Source organism: Staphylococcus petrasii, from assembly GCF_002902565.1.
Classification (GTDB): Bacteria; Bacillota; Bacilli; order Staphylococcales; family Staphylococcaceae; genus Staphylococcus; species Staphylococcus petrasii.
Genome location: NZ_PPRC01000012.1, coordinates 1 through 16423, shown reverse-complemented (window position 1 = coordinate 16423; position 16423 = coordinate 1). Strand labels below are relative to the sequence as shown.

The 16423-nt window shown below is 36.9% G+C and carries 11 protein-coding genes and 1 other annotated feature; of the genes, 10 read left to right on the top strand and 1 reads right to left on the bottom strand.

What is annotated here, in order from left to right; all coding sequences use genetic code 11:
• Nucleotides 1-150 precede the first annotated feature (150 nt).
• Nucleotides 151-302 (top strand) — a sequence feature (ribosomal protein L10 leader region).
• Nucleotides 303-341: 39 nt separating this feature from the next.
• The 10 genes from rplJ to tuf all read left to right on the top strand — a co-directional run bounded on the left by rplJ (nucleotide 342) and on the right by tuf (nucleotide 14694).
• A complete protein-coding gene (rplJ, locus tag CD127_RS02910; protein ID WP_103297564.1) occupies nucleotides 342-842 on the top strand; it encodes a 50S ribosomal protein L10 in 501 nt (166 codons plus the stop codon).
• 39 nt (nucleotides 843-881) lie between these two features.
• Complete coding sequence (gene rplL / locus CD127_RS02905; protein ID WP_011276720.1) at nucleotides 882-1250, top strand: 50S ribosomal protein L7/L12; 369 nt, start codon at nucleotides 882-884, stop codon at nucleotides 1248-1250.
• A gap of 175 nt (nucleotides 1251-1425) precedes the next feature.
• Nucleotides 1426-2034, top strand: coding sequence for a class I SAM-dependent methyltransferase (locus tag CD127_RS02900; protein ID WP_103365704.1), 609 nt, complete (start codon nucleotides 1426-1428; stop codon nucleotides 2032-2034).
• Between the two features lie 210 nt (nucleotides 2035-2244).
• Complete coding sequence (gene rpoB, locus CD127_RS02895; protein WP_103365703.1) at nucleotides 2245-5796, top strand: DNA-directed RNA polymerase subunit beta; 3552 nt, start codon at nucleotides 2245-2247, stop codon at nucleotides 5794-5796.
• Between the two features lie 197 nt (nucleotides 5797-5993).
• Entirely contained in the window at nucleotides 5994-9587 is a 3594-nt protein-coding gene (gene rpoC / locus CD127_RS02890) for a DNA-directed RNA polymerase subunit beta' (RefSeq protein ID WP_167409923.1), read from the top strand.
• 199 nt (nucleotides 9588-9786) lie between these two features.
• A complete protein-coding gene (locus tag CD127_RS02885) occupies nucleotides 9787-10047 on the top strand; it encodes a ribosomal L7Ae/L30e/S12e/Gadd45 family protein (RefSeq protein WP_103297568.1) in 261 nt (86 codons plus the stop codon).
• Nucleotides 10048-10136: 89 nt separating this feature from the next.
• Nucleotides 10137-10550 (top strand): 30S ribosomal protein S12, encoded by a 414-nt coding sequence (rpsL, locus tag CD127_RS02880; protein ID WP_103297569.1) that lies wholly within the window; start codon nucleotides 10137-10139, stop codon nucleotides 10548-10550.
• A gap of 70 nt (nucleotides 10551-10620) precedes the next feature.
• Nucleotides 10621-11091: a 30S ribosomal protein S7 gene (gene rpsG / locus CD127_RS02875; RefSeq protein ID WP_001137495.1), complete on the top strand. Its 471-nt coding sequence runs from the start codon at nucleotides 10621-10623 to the stop codon at nucleotides 11089-11091.
• 126 nt (nucleotides 11092-11217) lie between these two features.
• On the top strand, nucleotides 11218-13299 hold the full coding sequence (gene fusA / locus CD127_RS02870) for an elongation factor G (protein ID WP_103297570.1): 2082 nt from the start codon (nucleotides 11218-11220) through the stop codon (nucleotides 13297-13299).
• Nucleotides 13300-13509: 210 nt separating this feature from the next.
• On the top strand, nucleotides 13510-14694 hold the full coding sequence (tuf, locus tag CD127_RS02865) for an elongation factor Tu (protein WP_103297571.1): 1185 nt from the start codon (nucleotides 13510-13512) through the stop codon (nucleotides 14692-14694).
• A gap of 365 nt (nucleotides 14695-15059) precedes the next feature.
• Here tuf and CD127_RS02860 read toward each other — a convergent pair whose 3' ends face one another.
• Nucleotides 15060-16223, bottom strand: a complete 1164-nt coding sequence (locus tag CD127_RS02860; RefSeq protein WP_103365702.1) for a M20 family metallopeptidase — start codon at nucleotides 16221-16223, stop codon at nucleotides 15060-15062.
• Between the last annotated feature and the right edge of the window lie 200 nt (nucleotides 16224-16423).

Here is a 16423-nt window from a genome sequence, read left to right as displayed (position 1 = left end):
GACAGATATATGATATAGATTAAAGACTGAGAGAATTTGATGTAATTTCGGCATAGCACATATGATTATATATTTGCTTAAGAAGTTTAAAATTAATTTCTTTCAGTCTTTAAAAAAATGTTGACATATCACAATAAACAGGTTATATTACTTATTGTGATTATTTTACCTAAGACAGTAGGAGTTATATAATAACTTAAAACTTATCCTACCGAGGCTAAATTGACTTGAACGTGATGATTATTAAAATGATCTTTCAAGCACTTTTTGCCGTGGGTAGAAAGTGCTTTTTTTATTGAAAAATAAAAAAAAGCACCAAAAATAAAAATGGAGGTGTCTGAATGTCTGCTATTATTGAAGCTAAAAAACAACAAGTTGATGTTATTGCTGAACAACTTAAAAATTCAGTTTCAACTGTTATCGTTGACTACCGTGGCTTAACTGTTGCCGAAGTAACTGAACTTCGTTCACAATTACGTGAAGCTGGTGTTGAGTATAAAGTATACAAAAACACAATGGTTCGTCGTGCAGCTGAACAAGCAGGTATCGAAGGCTTAGATGAATTCTTAACTGGTCCTACAGCTATCGCTACTTCTACTGAAGATGTAGTTGCTCCAGCGAAAGTTATCTCAGGATTTGCTAAAGAACACGAAGCTTTAGAAATTAAAACAGGCGTTATGGAAGGTAGCGTTATCTCAGCAGAAGAAGTTAAAACTGTTGGTTCATTACCTTCACACGATGGTCTTGTATCTATGCTTTTATCAGTATTACAAGCTCCAGTACGCAACTTCGCTTATGCGGTTAAAGCTGTTGGAGAACAAAAAGAAGAAAGCGCTGAATAATTGCGCGTAAAATATTAAAATAAATGGAGGAATAATAAAATGGCTAATCAAGAACAAATCATTGAAGCAATTAAAGAAATGTCAGTATTAGAATTAAACGATTTAGTAAAAGCAATTGAAGAAGAATTTGGTGTAACAGCAGCAGCTCCTGTAGCAGCAGCTGGTGCAGCTGGTGGCGGCGACGCAGCAGCTGAAAAAACTGAATTTGACGTTGAATTAACTTCAGCTGGATCTTCAAAAATCAAAGTTGTTAAAGCTGTTAAAGAAGCAACTGGCTTAGGCTTAAAAGATGCTAAAGAATTAGTTGACAACGCTCCTAAAGTAATCAAAGAAGGCGTTGCTAAAGAAGAAGCTGAAAAACTTAAAGAACAATTAGAAGAAGTTGGAGCTACTGTAGAATTAAAATAATTCTAGTATCTTAACTTAATATTAAAGTTATCTATATAACTCATTACTTTTTTAAAGCAAAGAGGCTAAGATAGCTTGAATTCTTTGAGAAATTAAAACCCCGTTATCACGATAACGGGGTTTTTACTTCATTTTCTAGCAAATAAAAGATGGACAATGATAGAGAGGTGTAATAATGGGGCATTATTATGATGAGAATCCTGAAGTTCAAAGTGATGAAAAGGTGATTCGTTACCATTATCACCAACATGAATTAACTTTAACTACGGATGCTGGTGTATTCTCTAAAGGGAAAGTTGACTTTGGTTCTGATACGCTTGTTCAAACATTTCTAAACGAACATCCCCCAGGTCCAAGTAAAAAAGTTATTGATGTTGGCTGTGGTTATGGACCAATTGGTCTTATGATTGCGAAAGTTTCACCACATCATCACATCACGATGGTTGATGTGAATCAACGTGCTTTAAACTTAGCTGAAAAAAATAGAAAAGCGAATCACATAGATAATGTAGAGATAAAAGAAAGTGATGGCTTATCGCAAGTTGAAGATAATAGTTATGATTTTGTTTTAACTAATCCTCCTATCCGTGCAGGCAAAGAGGTTGTTCATCGTATTTTTGAAGAGGCATATTCAAAGTTAAAAGATCAAGGTGAATTATACGTGGTCATTCAAAAGAAACAAGGTATGCCTTCTGCTAAAAAGAAAATGGAAGAAATATTTAATAATGTAGAAACTGTGAATAAAAATAAAGGCTACTACATCTTGAAAAGTCGAAAAGGTTGATTTCAAGGTAGTATTCTGATATAGTTATAGAATGTAAAAATTTATGTTCAATAAGTGTGTACTTTTACGCAAAATGAGTACGTAAAACAAGAATAATTGCAGAATCGAAAATGGTGTCATCAGTTGTGTTGCCGTTTTCTTTTTGTCTTGTTACGCGACTTTTTGTTTTGTGTATTAGTTTAGCACGCAATATTTGAGGGGTGAATCTGTTTGGCAGGTCAAGTTGTCCAATATGGAAGACATCGTAAACGTAGAAATTATGCGAGAATTTCAGAAGTATTAGAATTACCAAACTTAATAGAAATTCAAACTAAATCTTACGACTGGTTCTTAAAAGAAGGTTTATTAGAAATGTTCCGTGACATTTCACCAATTGAAGATTTCACTGGTAACCTTTCTTTAGAATTTGTAGATTACAGATTAGGTGAACCAAAATATGATTTAGAAGAATCTAAAAACCGTGACGCTACTTATGCTGCACCTCTTCGTGTTAAAGTACGTCTAATTATTAAAGAAACTGGAGAAGTCAAAGAACAAGAAGTGTTCATGGGTGACTTCCCATTAATGACAGATACAGGTACGTTTGTAATTAATGGTGCAGAACGTGTTATCGTTTCTCAATTAGTACGTTCACCATCCGTTTATTTCAATGAAAAAATCGACAAAAATGGTCGCGAAAATTATGATGCGACAATTATTCCTAACCGTGGTGCATGGTTAGAATACGAAACTGATGCTAAAGATGTAGTTTATGTACGTATTGATAGAACACGTAAATTACCTTTAACAGTATTATTACGTGCTTTAGGCTTCTCTAATGATCAAGAAATCATTGATTTATTAGGTGATAGTGAGTATTTACGTAATACACTTGAAAAAGACAGCACTGAAAATACTGAACAAGCATTATTAGAAATTTATGAACGTTTACGTCCTGGTGAACCACCAACAGTTGAAAATGCTAAGAGTCTATTATACTCACGTTTCTTCGATCCTAAACGTTATGATTTAGCAAGTGTTGGTCGTTACAAAACAAACAAAAAATTACACTTAAAACACTGTTTATTCAATCAAAAATTAGCTGAACCAATCGTTAATAGCGAAACTGGTGAAATTGTTGCTGAAGAAGGCACAGTTTTAGACCGTCGTAAATTAGACGAAATTATGGAAGTTTTAGAAACTAATGCTAATAGTGAAGTGTTTGAATTAGAAGGTAGCGTTATTGACGAACCTGTCGAAATTCAATCTATTAAAGTATATGTACCAAATGATGAAGAAGAGCGTACAACTACTGTAATCGGTAATGCTTTACCAGATTCAGAAGTAAAATGTATTACTCCTGCTGACATCATTGCCTCAATGAGTTATTTCTTTAACTTATTAAATGGCATTGGTTATACAGATGATATTGACCATTTAGGTAACCGTCGTTTACGTTCAGTTGGTGAACTTTTACAAAACCAATTCCGTATCGGTTTATCAAGAATGGAACGTGTTGTACGTGAAAGAATGTCAATTCAAGACACTGATTCAATCACACCACAACAATTAATCAATATCCGTCCTGTAATTGCATCAATTAAAGAGTTCTTCGGTAGCTCTCAATTATCACAATTCATGGACCAAGCTAACCCATTAGCTGAGTTAACACATAAACGTCGTCTTTCTGCCTTAGGACCTGGTGGTTTAACACGTGAACGTGCTCAAATGGAAGTACGTGACGTTCACTACTCTCACTATGGCCGTATGTGTCCAATCGAGACACCAGAGGGACCAAACATTGGTTTAATTAACTCATTATCAAGTTATGCACGTGTTAATGAATTTGGTTTCATTGAAACACCATACCGTAAAGTAGACTTAGATACTAACTCTATTACAGATCAAATCGACTACTTAACAGCTGATGAAGAAGATAGCTATGTAGTTGCCCAAGCGAACTCTCGCTTAGATGAAAATGGCCGTTTCTTAGACGACGAAGTTGTTTGTCGTTTCCGTGGTAACAACACAGTTATGGCTAAAGAAAAAATGGACTACATGGACGTATCTCCTAAACAAGTAGTATCAGCTGCGACAGCATGTATCCCATTCTTAGAAAACGATGACTCTAACCGTGCATTAATGGGTGCGAACATGCAACGTCAAGCGGTACCATTGATGAATCCAGAAGCACCTTTCGTAGGTACTGGTATGGAACACGTAGCAGCACGTGACTCAGGTGCAGCAATTACTGCTAAACACAGAGGTCGTGTTGAACACGTTGAATCTAATGAAGTATTAGTACGTCGTTTAGTTGAAGAGAACGGTACTGAACACGAAGGTGAATTAGACCGTTACCCATTAGCTAAATTCAAACGTTCTAACTCAGGTACTTGTTACAACCAACGTCCAATCGTTTCTGTTGGCGATGTAGTTGAATACAACGAAATCTTAGCTGACGGACCTTCAATGGAACTAGGCGAAATGGCTTTAGGCCGTAACGTTGTAGTTGGTTTCATGACTTGGGACGGTTATAACTACGAGGATGCCGTAATCATGAGTGAACGTTTAGTTAAAGATGACGTTTACACTTCAATTCATATTGAAGAATATGAATCAGAAGCGCGTGACACTAAACTAGGACCTGAAGAAATCACTCGTGATATTCCTAACGTTTCTGAAAATGCGCTTAAAAACTTAGACGATCGCGGTATCGTTTATGTTGGTGCTGAAGTTAAAGACGGTGACATCTTAGTAGGTAAAGTAACGCCTAAAGGTGTAACTGAATTAACAGCTGAAGAAAGATTATTACACGCTATCTTCGGTGAAAAAGCACGTGAAGTACGTGATACATCATTACGTGTACCACATGGTGCAGGCGGTATCGTACTAGATGTTAAAGTATTCAATCGTGAAGAGGGCGATGATACTTTATCTCCAGGTGTAAACCAATTAGTACGTGTTTATATCGTTCAAAAACGTAAAATCCATGTTGGGGACAAAATGTGTGGTCGTCACGGTAACAAAGGGGTTATCTCTAAGATCGTTCCTGAAGAAGATATGCCTTACTTACCAGATGGACGTCCAATCGATATCATGTTAAACCCACTTGGTGTACCATCACGTATGAACATCGGACAAGTTTTAGAGTTACACTTAGGTATGGCTGCTAAAAACTTAGGTATCCACGTTGCATCACCAGTATTCGATGGTGCTAACGATGATGATGTATGGTCAACAATTGAAGAAGCTGGTATGGCTCGTGACGGTAAAACTGTCTTATACGATGGTCGTACTGGTGAACCATTCGATAACCGTATCTCTGTTGGTGTAATGTACATGCTTAAACTTGCACACATGGTTGACGACAAACTACACGCTCGTTCAACTGGTCCATACTCACTTGTTACACAACAACCACTTGGTGGTAAAGCACAATTCGGTGGACAACGTTTCGGTGAGATGGAGGTATGGGCACTTGAAGCATACGGTGCTGCATATACATTACAAGAAATCCTAACTTACAAATCTGACGATACTGTAGGTCGTGTTAAAACTTACGAAGCTATCGTTAAAGGTGAAAACATCTCTAGACCAAGTGTTCCAGAATCATTCCGTGTATTGATGAAAGAATTACAAAGTTTAGGTTTAGATGTAAAAGTAATGGATGAACATGATAACGAAATCGAAATGGCTGACGTTGACGATGAAGATGCAACTGAGCGCAAAGTAGACTTACAACAAAAAGATGTTCCAGAAACTCAAAAAGAAACTACTGACTAATTAGCAATTAAGTATAGAAATAATATGAAGTAAAAGATAAAGGTTCTAAGGAAAGTTAAGGTCGCTACTTTAACTTTCCTGGACGCTATCTTTTCTGATTTATTTTTAGTTTCAATAAATGTGAATCAATCAAATAGCACAGCTAATCTAAATTGAAGGAGGTAGGCTCCTTGATTGATGTAAATAATTTCCATTATATGAAAATCGGTTTAGCTTCACCTGAAAAAATCCGTTCTTGGTCTTACGGTGAAGTTAAAAAACCTGAAACAATTAACTATCGTACTTTGAAACCAGAAAAAGATGGTCTTTTCTGTGAAAGAATTTTTGGACCAACAAAAGACTGGGAATGTAGTTGTGGTAAGTACAAACGTGTACGCTACAAAGGCATGGTATGTGATAGATGTGGCGTAGAAGTAACTAAATCTAAAGTACGTCGTGAAAGAATGGGACATATTGAATTAGCAGCTCCTGTATCTCATATTTGGTATTTCAAAGGTATCCCAAGTCGCATGGGTCTTTTATTAGACATGTCTCCTAGAGCATTAGAAGAAGTTATTTACTTCGCTTCTTATGTGGTAGTAGATCCAGGCCCAACTGGTTTAGAGAAAAAATCACTATTATCTGAAGCAGAATTCAGAGATTACTATGATAAATACCCAGGCCAATTTGTAGCTAAAATGGGTGCTGAAGGTATTAAAGACTTATTAGAAGAAATTAACTTAGATGAAGAATTAAAAACGTTACGTGATGAGTTAGAATCTGCGACTGGTCAAAGATTAACTCGTGCCATCAAACGTTTAGAAGTTGTAGAATCATTTAGAAATTCTGGTAACAATCCTTCATGGATGATTTTAGATGTACTTCCAATCATCCCACCAGAAATTCGTCCAATGGTTCAATTAGATGGTGGACGTTTTGCTACAAGTGACTTAAACGACTTATACCGTCGTGTTATCAACCGTAACAACCGTTTAAAACGTTTATTAGACCTTGGTGCTCCTGGCATCATCGTTCAAAACGAAAAACGTATGTTACAAGAAGCAGTAGATGCTTTAATTGATAACGGTCGTCGTGGTCGTCCAGTAACTGGTCCAGGTAACAGACCATTGAAATCACTTTCTCACATGTTGAAAGGTAAACAAGGTCGTTTCCGTCAAAACTTACTTGGTAAACGTGTTGACTACTCTGGACGTTCAGTTATCGCAGTAGGACCAAGCTTGAAAATGTATCAATGTGGTCTTCCAAAAGAAATGGCACTTGAATTATTCAAACCATTCGTAATGAAAGAATTAGTTCAACGTGAAATTGCTACAAATATCAAAAATGCTAAAAGCAAAATTGAACGTATGGATGACGAAGTATGGGATGTATTAGAGGATGTTATTAGAGAACACCCTGTATTACTTAACCGTGCACCTACACTTCACAGATTAGGTATCCAAGCATTCGAACCTACTTTAGTAGAAGGTCGTGCAATCCGTCTTCACCCACTTGTAACAACTGCTTACAACGCGGACTTTGACGGTGACCAAATGGCCGTTCACGTACCTTTATCTAAAGAAGCACAAGCTGAAGCTCGTATGTTAATGTTAGCTGCTCAAAACATTTTGAACCCTAAAGATGGTAAACCAGTAGTTACACCATCACAAGATATGGTATTAGGTAACTATTACTTAACTTTAGAACGTAAAGATGCTGTTAACACTGGTGTTATTTTCAATGACACTAACGAAGTGCTTAAAGCTTATGCAAATGGTTATGTTCACTTACACACTCGTATTGGTGTACATGCTAAATCATTTAACAATCCAACGTTCACTGAAGAACAAAACAATAAGATTTTAGTTACATCAGTAGGTAAAGTTATATTCAATGAAATCATTCCAGATTCATTTGCTTATATTAACGAACCTTCTCAAGCTAACCTTGAAGGTAAAACACCAGATAAATACTTCATCAATCCAACTGAATTAGGTGAAGGTGGTCTTAAAGAATACTTCGAGGACAAAGAACTTATTGAACCATTCAATAAAAAATTCTTAGGAAACATTATCGCTGAAGTCTTCAACAGATTTAGCATTACAGATACATCTATGATGCTTGACCGTATGAAAGACTTAGGTTTCAAATATTCATCTAAAGCTGGTATCACTGTTGGTGTATCTGACATCGTGGTACTTCCAGACAAACAACAAATCTTAGATGAACACGAGAAATTAGTTGAACGTGTATCTAAACAATTCAACCGTGGTTTAATTACTGAAGATGAACGTTATAACGCTGTTGTAGAAATTTGGACTGACGCTAAAGACCAAATTCAAGGCGAATTAATGCAATCTCTTGAGAAAACAAACCCAATCTTCATGATGAGTGACTCTGGTGCCCGTGGTAACGCATCTAACTTTACACAATTAGCTGGTATGCGTGGATTAATGGCTGCGCCATCAGGTAAAATTATCGAGTTACCAATCACATCATCATTCCGTGAAGGTTTAACAGTATTAGAATACTTCATCTCTACACACGGTGCGCGTAAAGGTCTTGCCGATACAGCCCTTAAAACAGCTGACTCAGGTTACCTTACTCGTCGTCTTGTTGACGTTGCACAAGATGTTATCGTTCGTGAAGAAGACTGTGGTACTGACCGTGGTTTATTAGTTTCTGATATCAGAGAAGGTACAGAAATGATCGAACCATTCATCGAACGTATCGAAGGTCGTTATTCTAAAGAAACAATTCGTCACCCTGAAACAGATGAAATCATCATCCGTCCAGACGAATTAATCACAGCAGAAATTGCTAAACAAATTACAGATGCTGGTATCGAACAAATGTACATCCGTTCAGCATTTACTTGTAACACTCGTCACGGTGTATGTGAAAAATGTTACGGTAAAAACCTTGCTACAGGTGAAAAAGTTGAAGTGGGTGAAGCAGTTGGTACAATCGCCGCTCAATCAATCGGTGAACCAGGTACCCAACTTACAATGCGTACATTCCATACAGGTGGGGTAGCCGGAAGTGATATCACACAAGGTCTTCCACGTATCCAAGAGATTTTCGAAGCGCGTAACCCTAAAGGTCAAGCGGTAATTACGGAAATCGAAGGTGTAGTTGAAGATATTAAATTAGCTAAAGATCGCCAACAAGAAATTGTGATCAAAGGTGCTAACGAAACAAGATCTTACTTAGCTTCAGGTACTTCAAGAATTGTAGTTGAAGTTGGTCAATCAGTTGAACGCGGTGAAGTATTAACTGAAGGTTCTATTGAGCCTAAGAACTTCTTAGCTGTTGCTGGTTTAAATGCGACTGAAAGCTACTTGCTTAAAGAAGTACAAAAAGTTTATCGTATGCAAGGTGTAGAAATCGACGATAAACACGTTGAAGTAATGGTTAGACAAATGTTACGTAAAGTTAGAATCATCGAAGCTGGTGACACTAAACTATTACCAGGTTCATTAGTTGATATCCATAACTTTACAGACGCTAACAGAGAAGCATTCAAAGAACGTAAACGCCCAGCTACTGCTAAACCAGTATTACTTGGTATTACTAAAGCTTCTCTTGAAACAGAAAGTTTCTTATCAGCTGCTTCATTCCAAGAAACTACTCGTGTACTTACTGATGCTGCTATCAAAGGTAAACGTGATGACTTATTAGGTCTTAAAGAGAACGTTATTATCGGTAAGTTAATCCCAGCTGGTACAGGTATGAGACGTTATAGTGACGTTAAATATGATAAAGCTGGCACACCGGTTTCTGAAACTGAAGAAGTTGAAGTTACTGAATAATAGATGAGATAAAATCTATTTAAGATTTATCTTCAATACTGACGAGACGGGGCTTATCAATCTTTTGAGAGTGAGGCCTCGCTCTCGTTCTTTATTTTTTGAAAATGAGTAAAAAGTCTACAAAAATTGTTGACTTGATACGTTTAAAAGTGTTACTATAGTAAAGGTTGATGCAAGCAGAACTTTGGAGGATATTTTAATGTCTAATGAAAAAGTTGCACGCTTTAACAAACAACACTTTGTGGTTGGTCTTAAAGAAACGCTTAAAGCGTTGAAACGAGATCAAGTTGCATCATTGATTATTGCTCAAGACGTTGAAGTCCATTTATTGGCTCGCGTATTTAGCCAAATCAATCATAAAAATATATCTATTTCATATTTTCAAAGCAAACAAGCTTTGGGGAAATATGTAGGTATCAATGTTAATGCAACAATTGTTGCGTTATTGAATGAGAATTAGTAAGTATATTGCTTACTAAATTTTATTTAACCTAAAAATGAACCACCTGGATGTGTGGAATTAAAAAGTGAAGAGAGGAGGACATTTCAATGCCAACTATTAACCAATTAGTACGTAAACCTAGAAAAAGCAAAACTAAAAAATCAGATTCACCAGCTTTAAACAGAGGTTTCAATAGTAAAAAGAAACAATTTACTGACTTAAACTCACCTCAAAAACGTGGTGTTTGTACTCGTGTAGGTACTATGACACCTAAAAAACCTAACTCAGCTTTACGTAAATATGCACGTGTGCGTTTATCAAACAATATTGAAATCAACGCATACATTCCTGGTATCGGCCATAACTTACAAGAACACAGTGTTGTACTTGTACGTGGTGGACGTGTAAAAGACTTACCTGGTGTGCGTTACCATATCGTACGTGGTGCGCTTGATACTTCAGGTGTTGATGGACGTAGACAAGGTCGTTCATTATACGGAACTAAAAAACCTAAAAATTAAGATTAAGATTGTGTAAATTTTAATATCAATTTTTGAGAATATACTATAATAGGAAGGGAGGATTTTCATTATGCCTCGTAAAGGATCAGTACCTAAAAGAGACGTATTACCAGATCCAATTCATAACTCTAAGTTAGTTACTAAATTAATTAACAAAATTATGTTAGATGGTAAACGCGGAACAGCACAAAGAATTCTTTATTCAGCATTTGACCTTGTGGAACAACGCAGTGGTCGCGATGCTTTAGAAGTATTTGAAGAAGCAATTAACAACATTATGCCAGTATTAGAAGTAAAAGCTCGTCGTGTGGGTGGTTCTAACTACCAAGTACCAGTTGAGGTACGCCCAGAACGTCGTACTACTTTAGGATTACGTTGGTTAGTTAACTATGCTCGTCTTCGTGGTGAAAAAACTATGGAAGATCGTTTAGCTAACGAAATCTTAGACGCTGCTAATAATACAGGTGGTGCAGTTAAAAAACGTGAGGATACTCACAAAATGGCTGAAGCGAACAAAGCATTCGCTCACTACCGTTGGTAAGATAAAAGCTTTAACCCTGAGTGTGTTCCGTCGACAAATTGGTTTACCAAGTTAAAGATGGTTCGTGCTTAGGGCATCGCCATATTCTATAGTACTTATTCAGTAATAACTGGAAGGAGAAAAACAATGGCTAGAGACTTTTCATTGAAAAACACTCGTAACATCGGTATCATGGCTCACATCGATGCTGGTAAAACAACTACGACTGAACGTATTTTATACTATACAGGTCGTATCCACAAAATTGGTGAAACACACGAAGGTGCTTCACAAATGGACTGGATGGAACAAGAGCAAGACCGTGGTATTACTATCACATCTGCTGCTACAACAGCACAATGGCAAGGCCACCGTGTAAACATTATCGATACTCCAGGACACGTAGACTTCACTGTAGAGGTTGAACGTTCATTACGTGTACTTGACGGTGCGGTTACTGTACTTGATGCTCAATCAGGTGTAGAACCTCAAACTGAAACAGTTTGGCGTCAGGCTACTACTTATGGAGTACCTCGTATCGTATTCGTAAACAAAATGGATAAATTAGGTGCAAACTTCGATTACTCTGTAAGCACAATTCATGATCGCTTACAAGCTAACGCTGCACCTATCCAATTACCAATTGGTGCCGAAGACGAATTTGAAGCTATCATCGACTTAGTTGAAATGAAATGCTTCAAATATACAAACGACTTAGGTACAGAAATTGATGAAATTGAAATTCCTGACGATCACAAAGATAGAGCAGAAGAAGCTCGCGCTAACTTAATCGAAGCAGTTGCTGAAAGCAATGACGAATTAATGGAAAAATATCTTGGTGACGAAGAAATTTCAGTTGAAGAATTAAAAGATGCTATCCGTCAAGCTACTACTGACGTAGAATTCTACCCAGTACTTTGCGGTACAGCATTCAAAAACAAAGGTGTTCAATTAATGCTTAACGCAGTAATCGATTACTTACCATCTCCTTTAGATGTTAAACCAATCATTGGACACCGTGCTGAAAATCCTGAAGAAGAAGTTATTGCTAAACCTGACGATTCAGCTGAATTCGCTGCATTAGCATTCAAAGTTATGACTGACCCTTATGTTGGTAAATTAACTTTCTTCCGTGTATATTCAGGTACATTAACATCAGGTTCTTACATTAAGAACTCAACTAAAGACAAACGTGAACGTGTAGGTCGTTTATTACAAATGCACGCTAACTCACGTCAAGAGATTGATACTGTTTACTCAGGTGATATCGCTGCTGCAGTTGGTCTTAAAGAAACAGGTACTGGTGACACATTATGTGGTGAAAAGAATGACATTATCTTAGAATCAATGGAATTCCCTGAACCAGTTATCCACTTATCAGTAGAACCAAAATCTAAAGCTGACCAAGATAAAATGACTCAAGCTTTAGTTAAATTACAAGAAGAAGACCCAACATTCCATGCTCATACAGATGAAGAAACTGGACAAGTTATCATCGGTGGTATGGGTGAGTTACACTTAGACATCTTAGTTGACCGTATGAAGAAAGAATTCAACGTTGAATGTAACGTAGGTGCTCCAATGGTTTCATACCGTGAAACATTCAAGCAATCTGCACAAGTTCAAGGTAAATTCTCTCGTCAATCTGGTGGTCGTGGTCAATACGGTGATGTTCACATTGAATTCACACCTAACGAAACTGGCGCAGGCTTCGAATTCGAAAACGCTATCGTTGGTGGTGTAGTTCCTCGTGAATACATTCCATCAGTTGAAGCTGGTCTTAAAGATGCTATGGAAAATGGTGTCTTAGCTGGTTATCCATTAATCGATGTTAAAGCAAAATTATTTGATGGTTCATACCACGATGTCGATTCATCTGAAATGGCCTTCAAAATTGCTGCATCATTAGCACTTAAAGAAGCTGCTAAAAAATGTGATCCAGTTATCTTAGAACCAATGATGAAAGTTACAATCGAAATGCCTGAAGAATACATGGGCGATATCATGGGTGACGTAACAGCTCGTCGTGGACGTGTTGATGGTATGGAACCTCGTGGTAATGCACAAGTTGTTAACGCTTATGTACCACTTTCAGAAATGTTCGGTTATGCAACTTCATTACGTTCTAACACTCAAGGTCGCGGTACTTACACTATGTACTTTGACCACTATGCAGAAGTTCCAAAATCAATCGCTGATGACATCATCAAGAAAAATAAAGGTGAATAATTAAACTTGTTTTAACTAGTAAATCTAGGTAAAATACAGCTTGAGCTTATTATTTAAGCTATCATCTTTATGAATTGATTTTTTGCGAAAAATACATTATAAAAGAACTATGAATTCTTTTAAGAACAATCATTATTTCTCATGATGGTGAGAAACTATCATGAGAGATAATATTGAAATAACTTTTACTAGAATAGGAGAGATTTAATAATGGCAAAAGAAAAATTTGATCGCTCAAAAGAACATGCCAATATTGGTACTATCGGTCACGTTGACCATGGTAAAACTACTTTAACAGCTGCTATCGCAACTGTATTAGCTAAAAATGGTGACACTGTAGCACAATCATATGACATGATTGACAACGCTCCAGAAGAAAAAGAACGTGGTATTACAATCAATACTGCACACATCGAATATCAAACTGACAAACGTCACTATGCTCACGTTGACTGCCCAGGACACGCTGACTATGTTAAAAACATGATCACTGGTGCTGCTCAAATGGACGGCGGTATCTTAGTAGTATCTGCTGCTGACGGTCCAATGCCACAAACTCGTGAACACATCTTATTATCACGTAACGTTGGTGTACCAGCATTAGTAGTATTCTTAAACAAAGTTGACATGGTTGACGATGAAGAATTATTAGAATTAGTTGAAATGGAAGTACGTGACTTATTATCTGAATACGATTTCCCAGGTGACGATGTACCTGTAATCGCTGGTTCAGCATTAAAAGCTTTAGAAGGCGATGCTCAATACGAAGAAAAAATCTTAGAATTAATGCAAGCAGTTGATGATTATATCCCAACTCCAGAACGTGATTCTGACAAACCATTCATGATGCCTGTTGAGGACGTATTCTCAATCACAGGTCGTGGTACTGTTGCTACAGGCCGTGTTGAACGTGGTCAAATCAAAGTTGGTGAAGAAGTTGAAATCATCGGTTTACACGACACTTCTAAAACAACTGTTACAGGTGTAGAAATGTTCCGTAAGTTATTAGACTACGCTGAAGCTGGTGACAACATCGGTGCTTTATTACGTGGTATCGCTCGTGAAGACGTACAACGTGGTCAAGTATTAGCTGCTCCAGGTTCAATCACACCTCACACTAAATTCAAAGCAGACGTATACGTTTTATCTAAAGACGAAGGTGGACGTCACACTCCATTCTTCTCAAACTATCGTCCACAATTCTATTTCCGTACTACTGACGTAACTGGTGTTGTTAACTTACCAGAAGGTACAGAAATGGTTATGCCTGGCGACAACGTTGAAATGACAGTAGAATTAATCGCTCCTATCGCGATTGAAGACGGTACTCGTTTCTCAATCCGTGAAGGTGGACGTACTGTAGGATCAGGCGTTGTAACTGAAATCATCGAATAATTTTAATTATTCTTTGTTTTAAAGACTCCCTTAGGGGAGTCTTTTTTTGGGGAGCAGGACAGAAATTAAAATAATTTCGTCGTTCTGCCCTGGCAAGGGTGACTAGATTTGAAAAGCTTAATTCAAGCGTATTTTCAAATCAGTCAGCTACTGCCTAAATGTTTAAAGAGGCTAAGACATTTAATCTTGTTTTAGCCTCTTTTTTATATGCCTGAAAACAGACACTTTTGACTTTTTATACGATTAATAGTTATCACGCTATGCTATAAAAATCTCACACCCTATAATAAATAAAAAATGTCTATGATTAACTCAATGTAAGAGTCATCATAGACATTTCTTTATAAAACCATCTTTATCCAATTTTAAAACACGTTTTCAATTTCTAATATTTTCAAGAATTCACTAGCGGCATACTTAAATGCTGCTTCATCAATATCAAAATGTGGGTTATGATGAGGCGCTGTAATGCCTTTATCACGATTGCCACAGCCTGTTAAGAAAAATGCTCCTGGGCGAACTTTTAAATAATGAGAGAAATCTTCGCCAATCATCATAAGTTCAGATTCATTGAAGCGTAAATGCATCTCATTAGCTGCTTGTTTTATTACTTCATAGCCACTGTTATGGTTATGCACTGGTAAATAACCACGAATATATTCCATCTCATAAGTAATATCATTTGCTAGGGCAAGTCCTTGCAATAATTTATCCATTTTATTTTGAATGTGCGCCTGTAACTCTGTATCAAACGTACGTACAGTGCCTTTACAAAATGCTGAATCTGGAATAACGCTATCTGAAGAACCAGCTTGCACCATGCCAAATGTCAACACAGCTTCTTTAACTGGGTCGATCGTACGTGATACTATCTTTTGTGCACTAAGAATAAACTCGGCCATAATTACAATAGGATCAATCGTTTCATGAGGTTTTGCGCCATGGCCACCTTTACCTTTAATTGTAATTGAGAATTCATCTGGAGAGGCCATAATCGCCCCAGGACGTGAATAAATGGTACCTGTAGGGTAACCGCTCCATAAATGCGTGCCATATATCTTATCGACGTCTTTGAGACATCCATCATCAATCATTTCTTGTGAACCACCAGGCATAATTTCCTCGCCATATTGGAAGATAAATACAACATTCCCTTTTAATAAATGACGATGTTCATGTACGATTTCTGCCACGCCTAATAGGATGGCTGTATGTCCGTCATGACCACATGCATGCATAAAGCCATCATTTTTTGATTTATAAGGAACATCATTTAACTCTTGGATAGGCAACGCGTCAAAGTCAGCTCGAAACGCTACTGTAGGACCATTTCCTTTGCCTTTGAATGTAGCTTTAATGCCATTACGTCCTACAGGCGACTCAATTTCGCAATTTAAATGACTTAATTGATTAAGAATATAATTATGCGTCCATGTTTCCTCGAAAGAAGGTTCAGGATATTGATGCATATAACGACGCATCTGAATCATTCTACTTTCCTTTTTACTGGCTAATTGAAACCAATCCATTACATTAACGCCTTCTTCCTCTTTATTATGATTTTTAGTATATCAAATTATTAAATCTCTCAATAGTTTCTTTTTTTATTTTTTGAAAATGAAGAACCAAAATAGCTGAAAATCCGTAATAAATACACATTGAAAATACAACTGTACATGACATGAAGAATATGAAATATATTGAATTTACAAGCATGATAGTGCTTTCA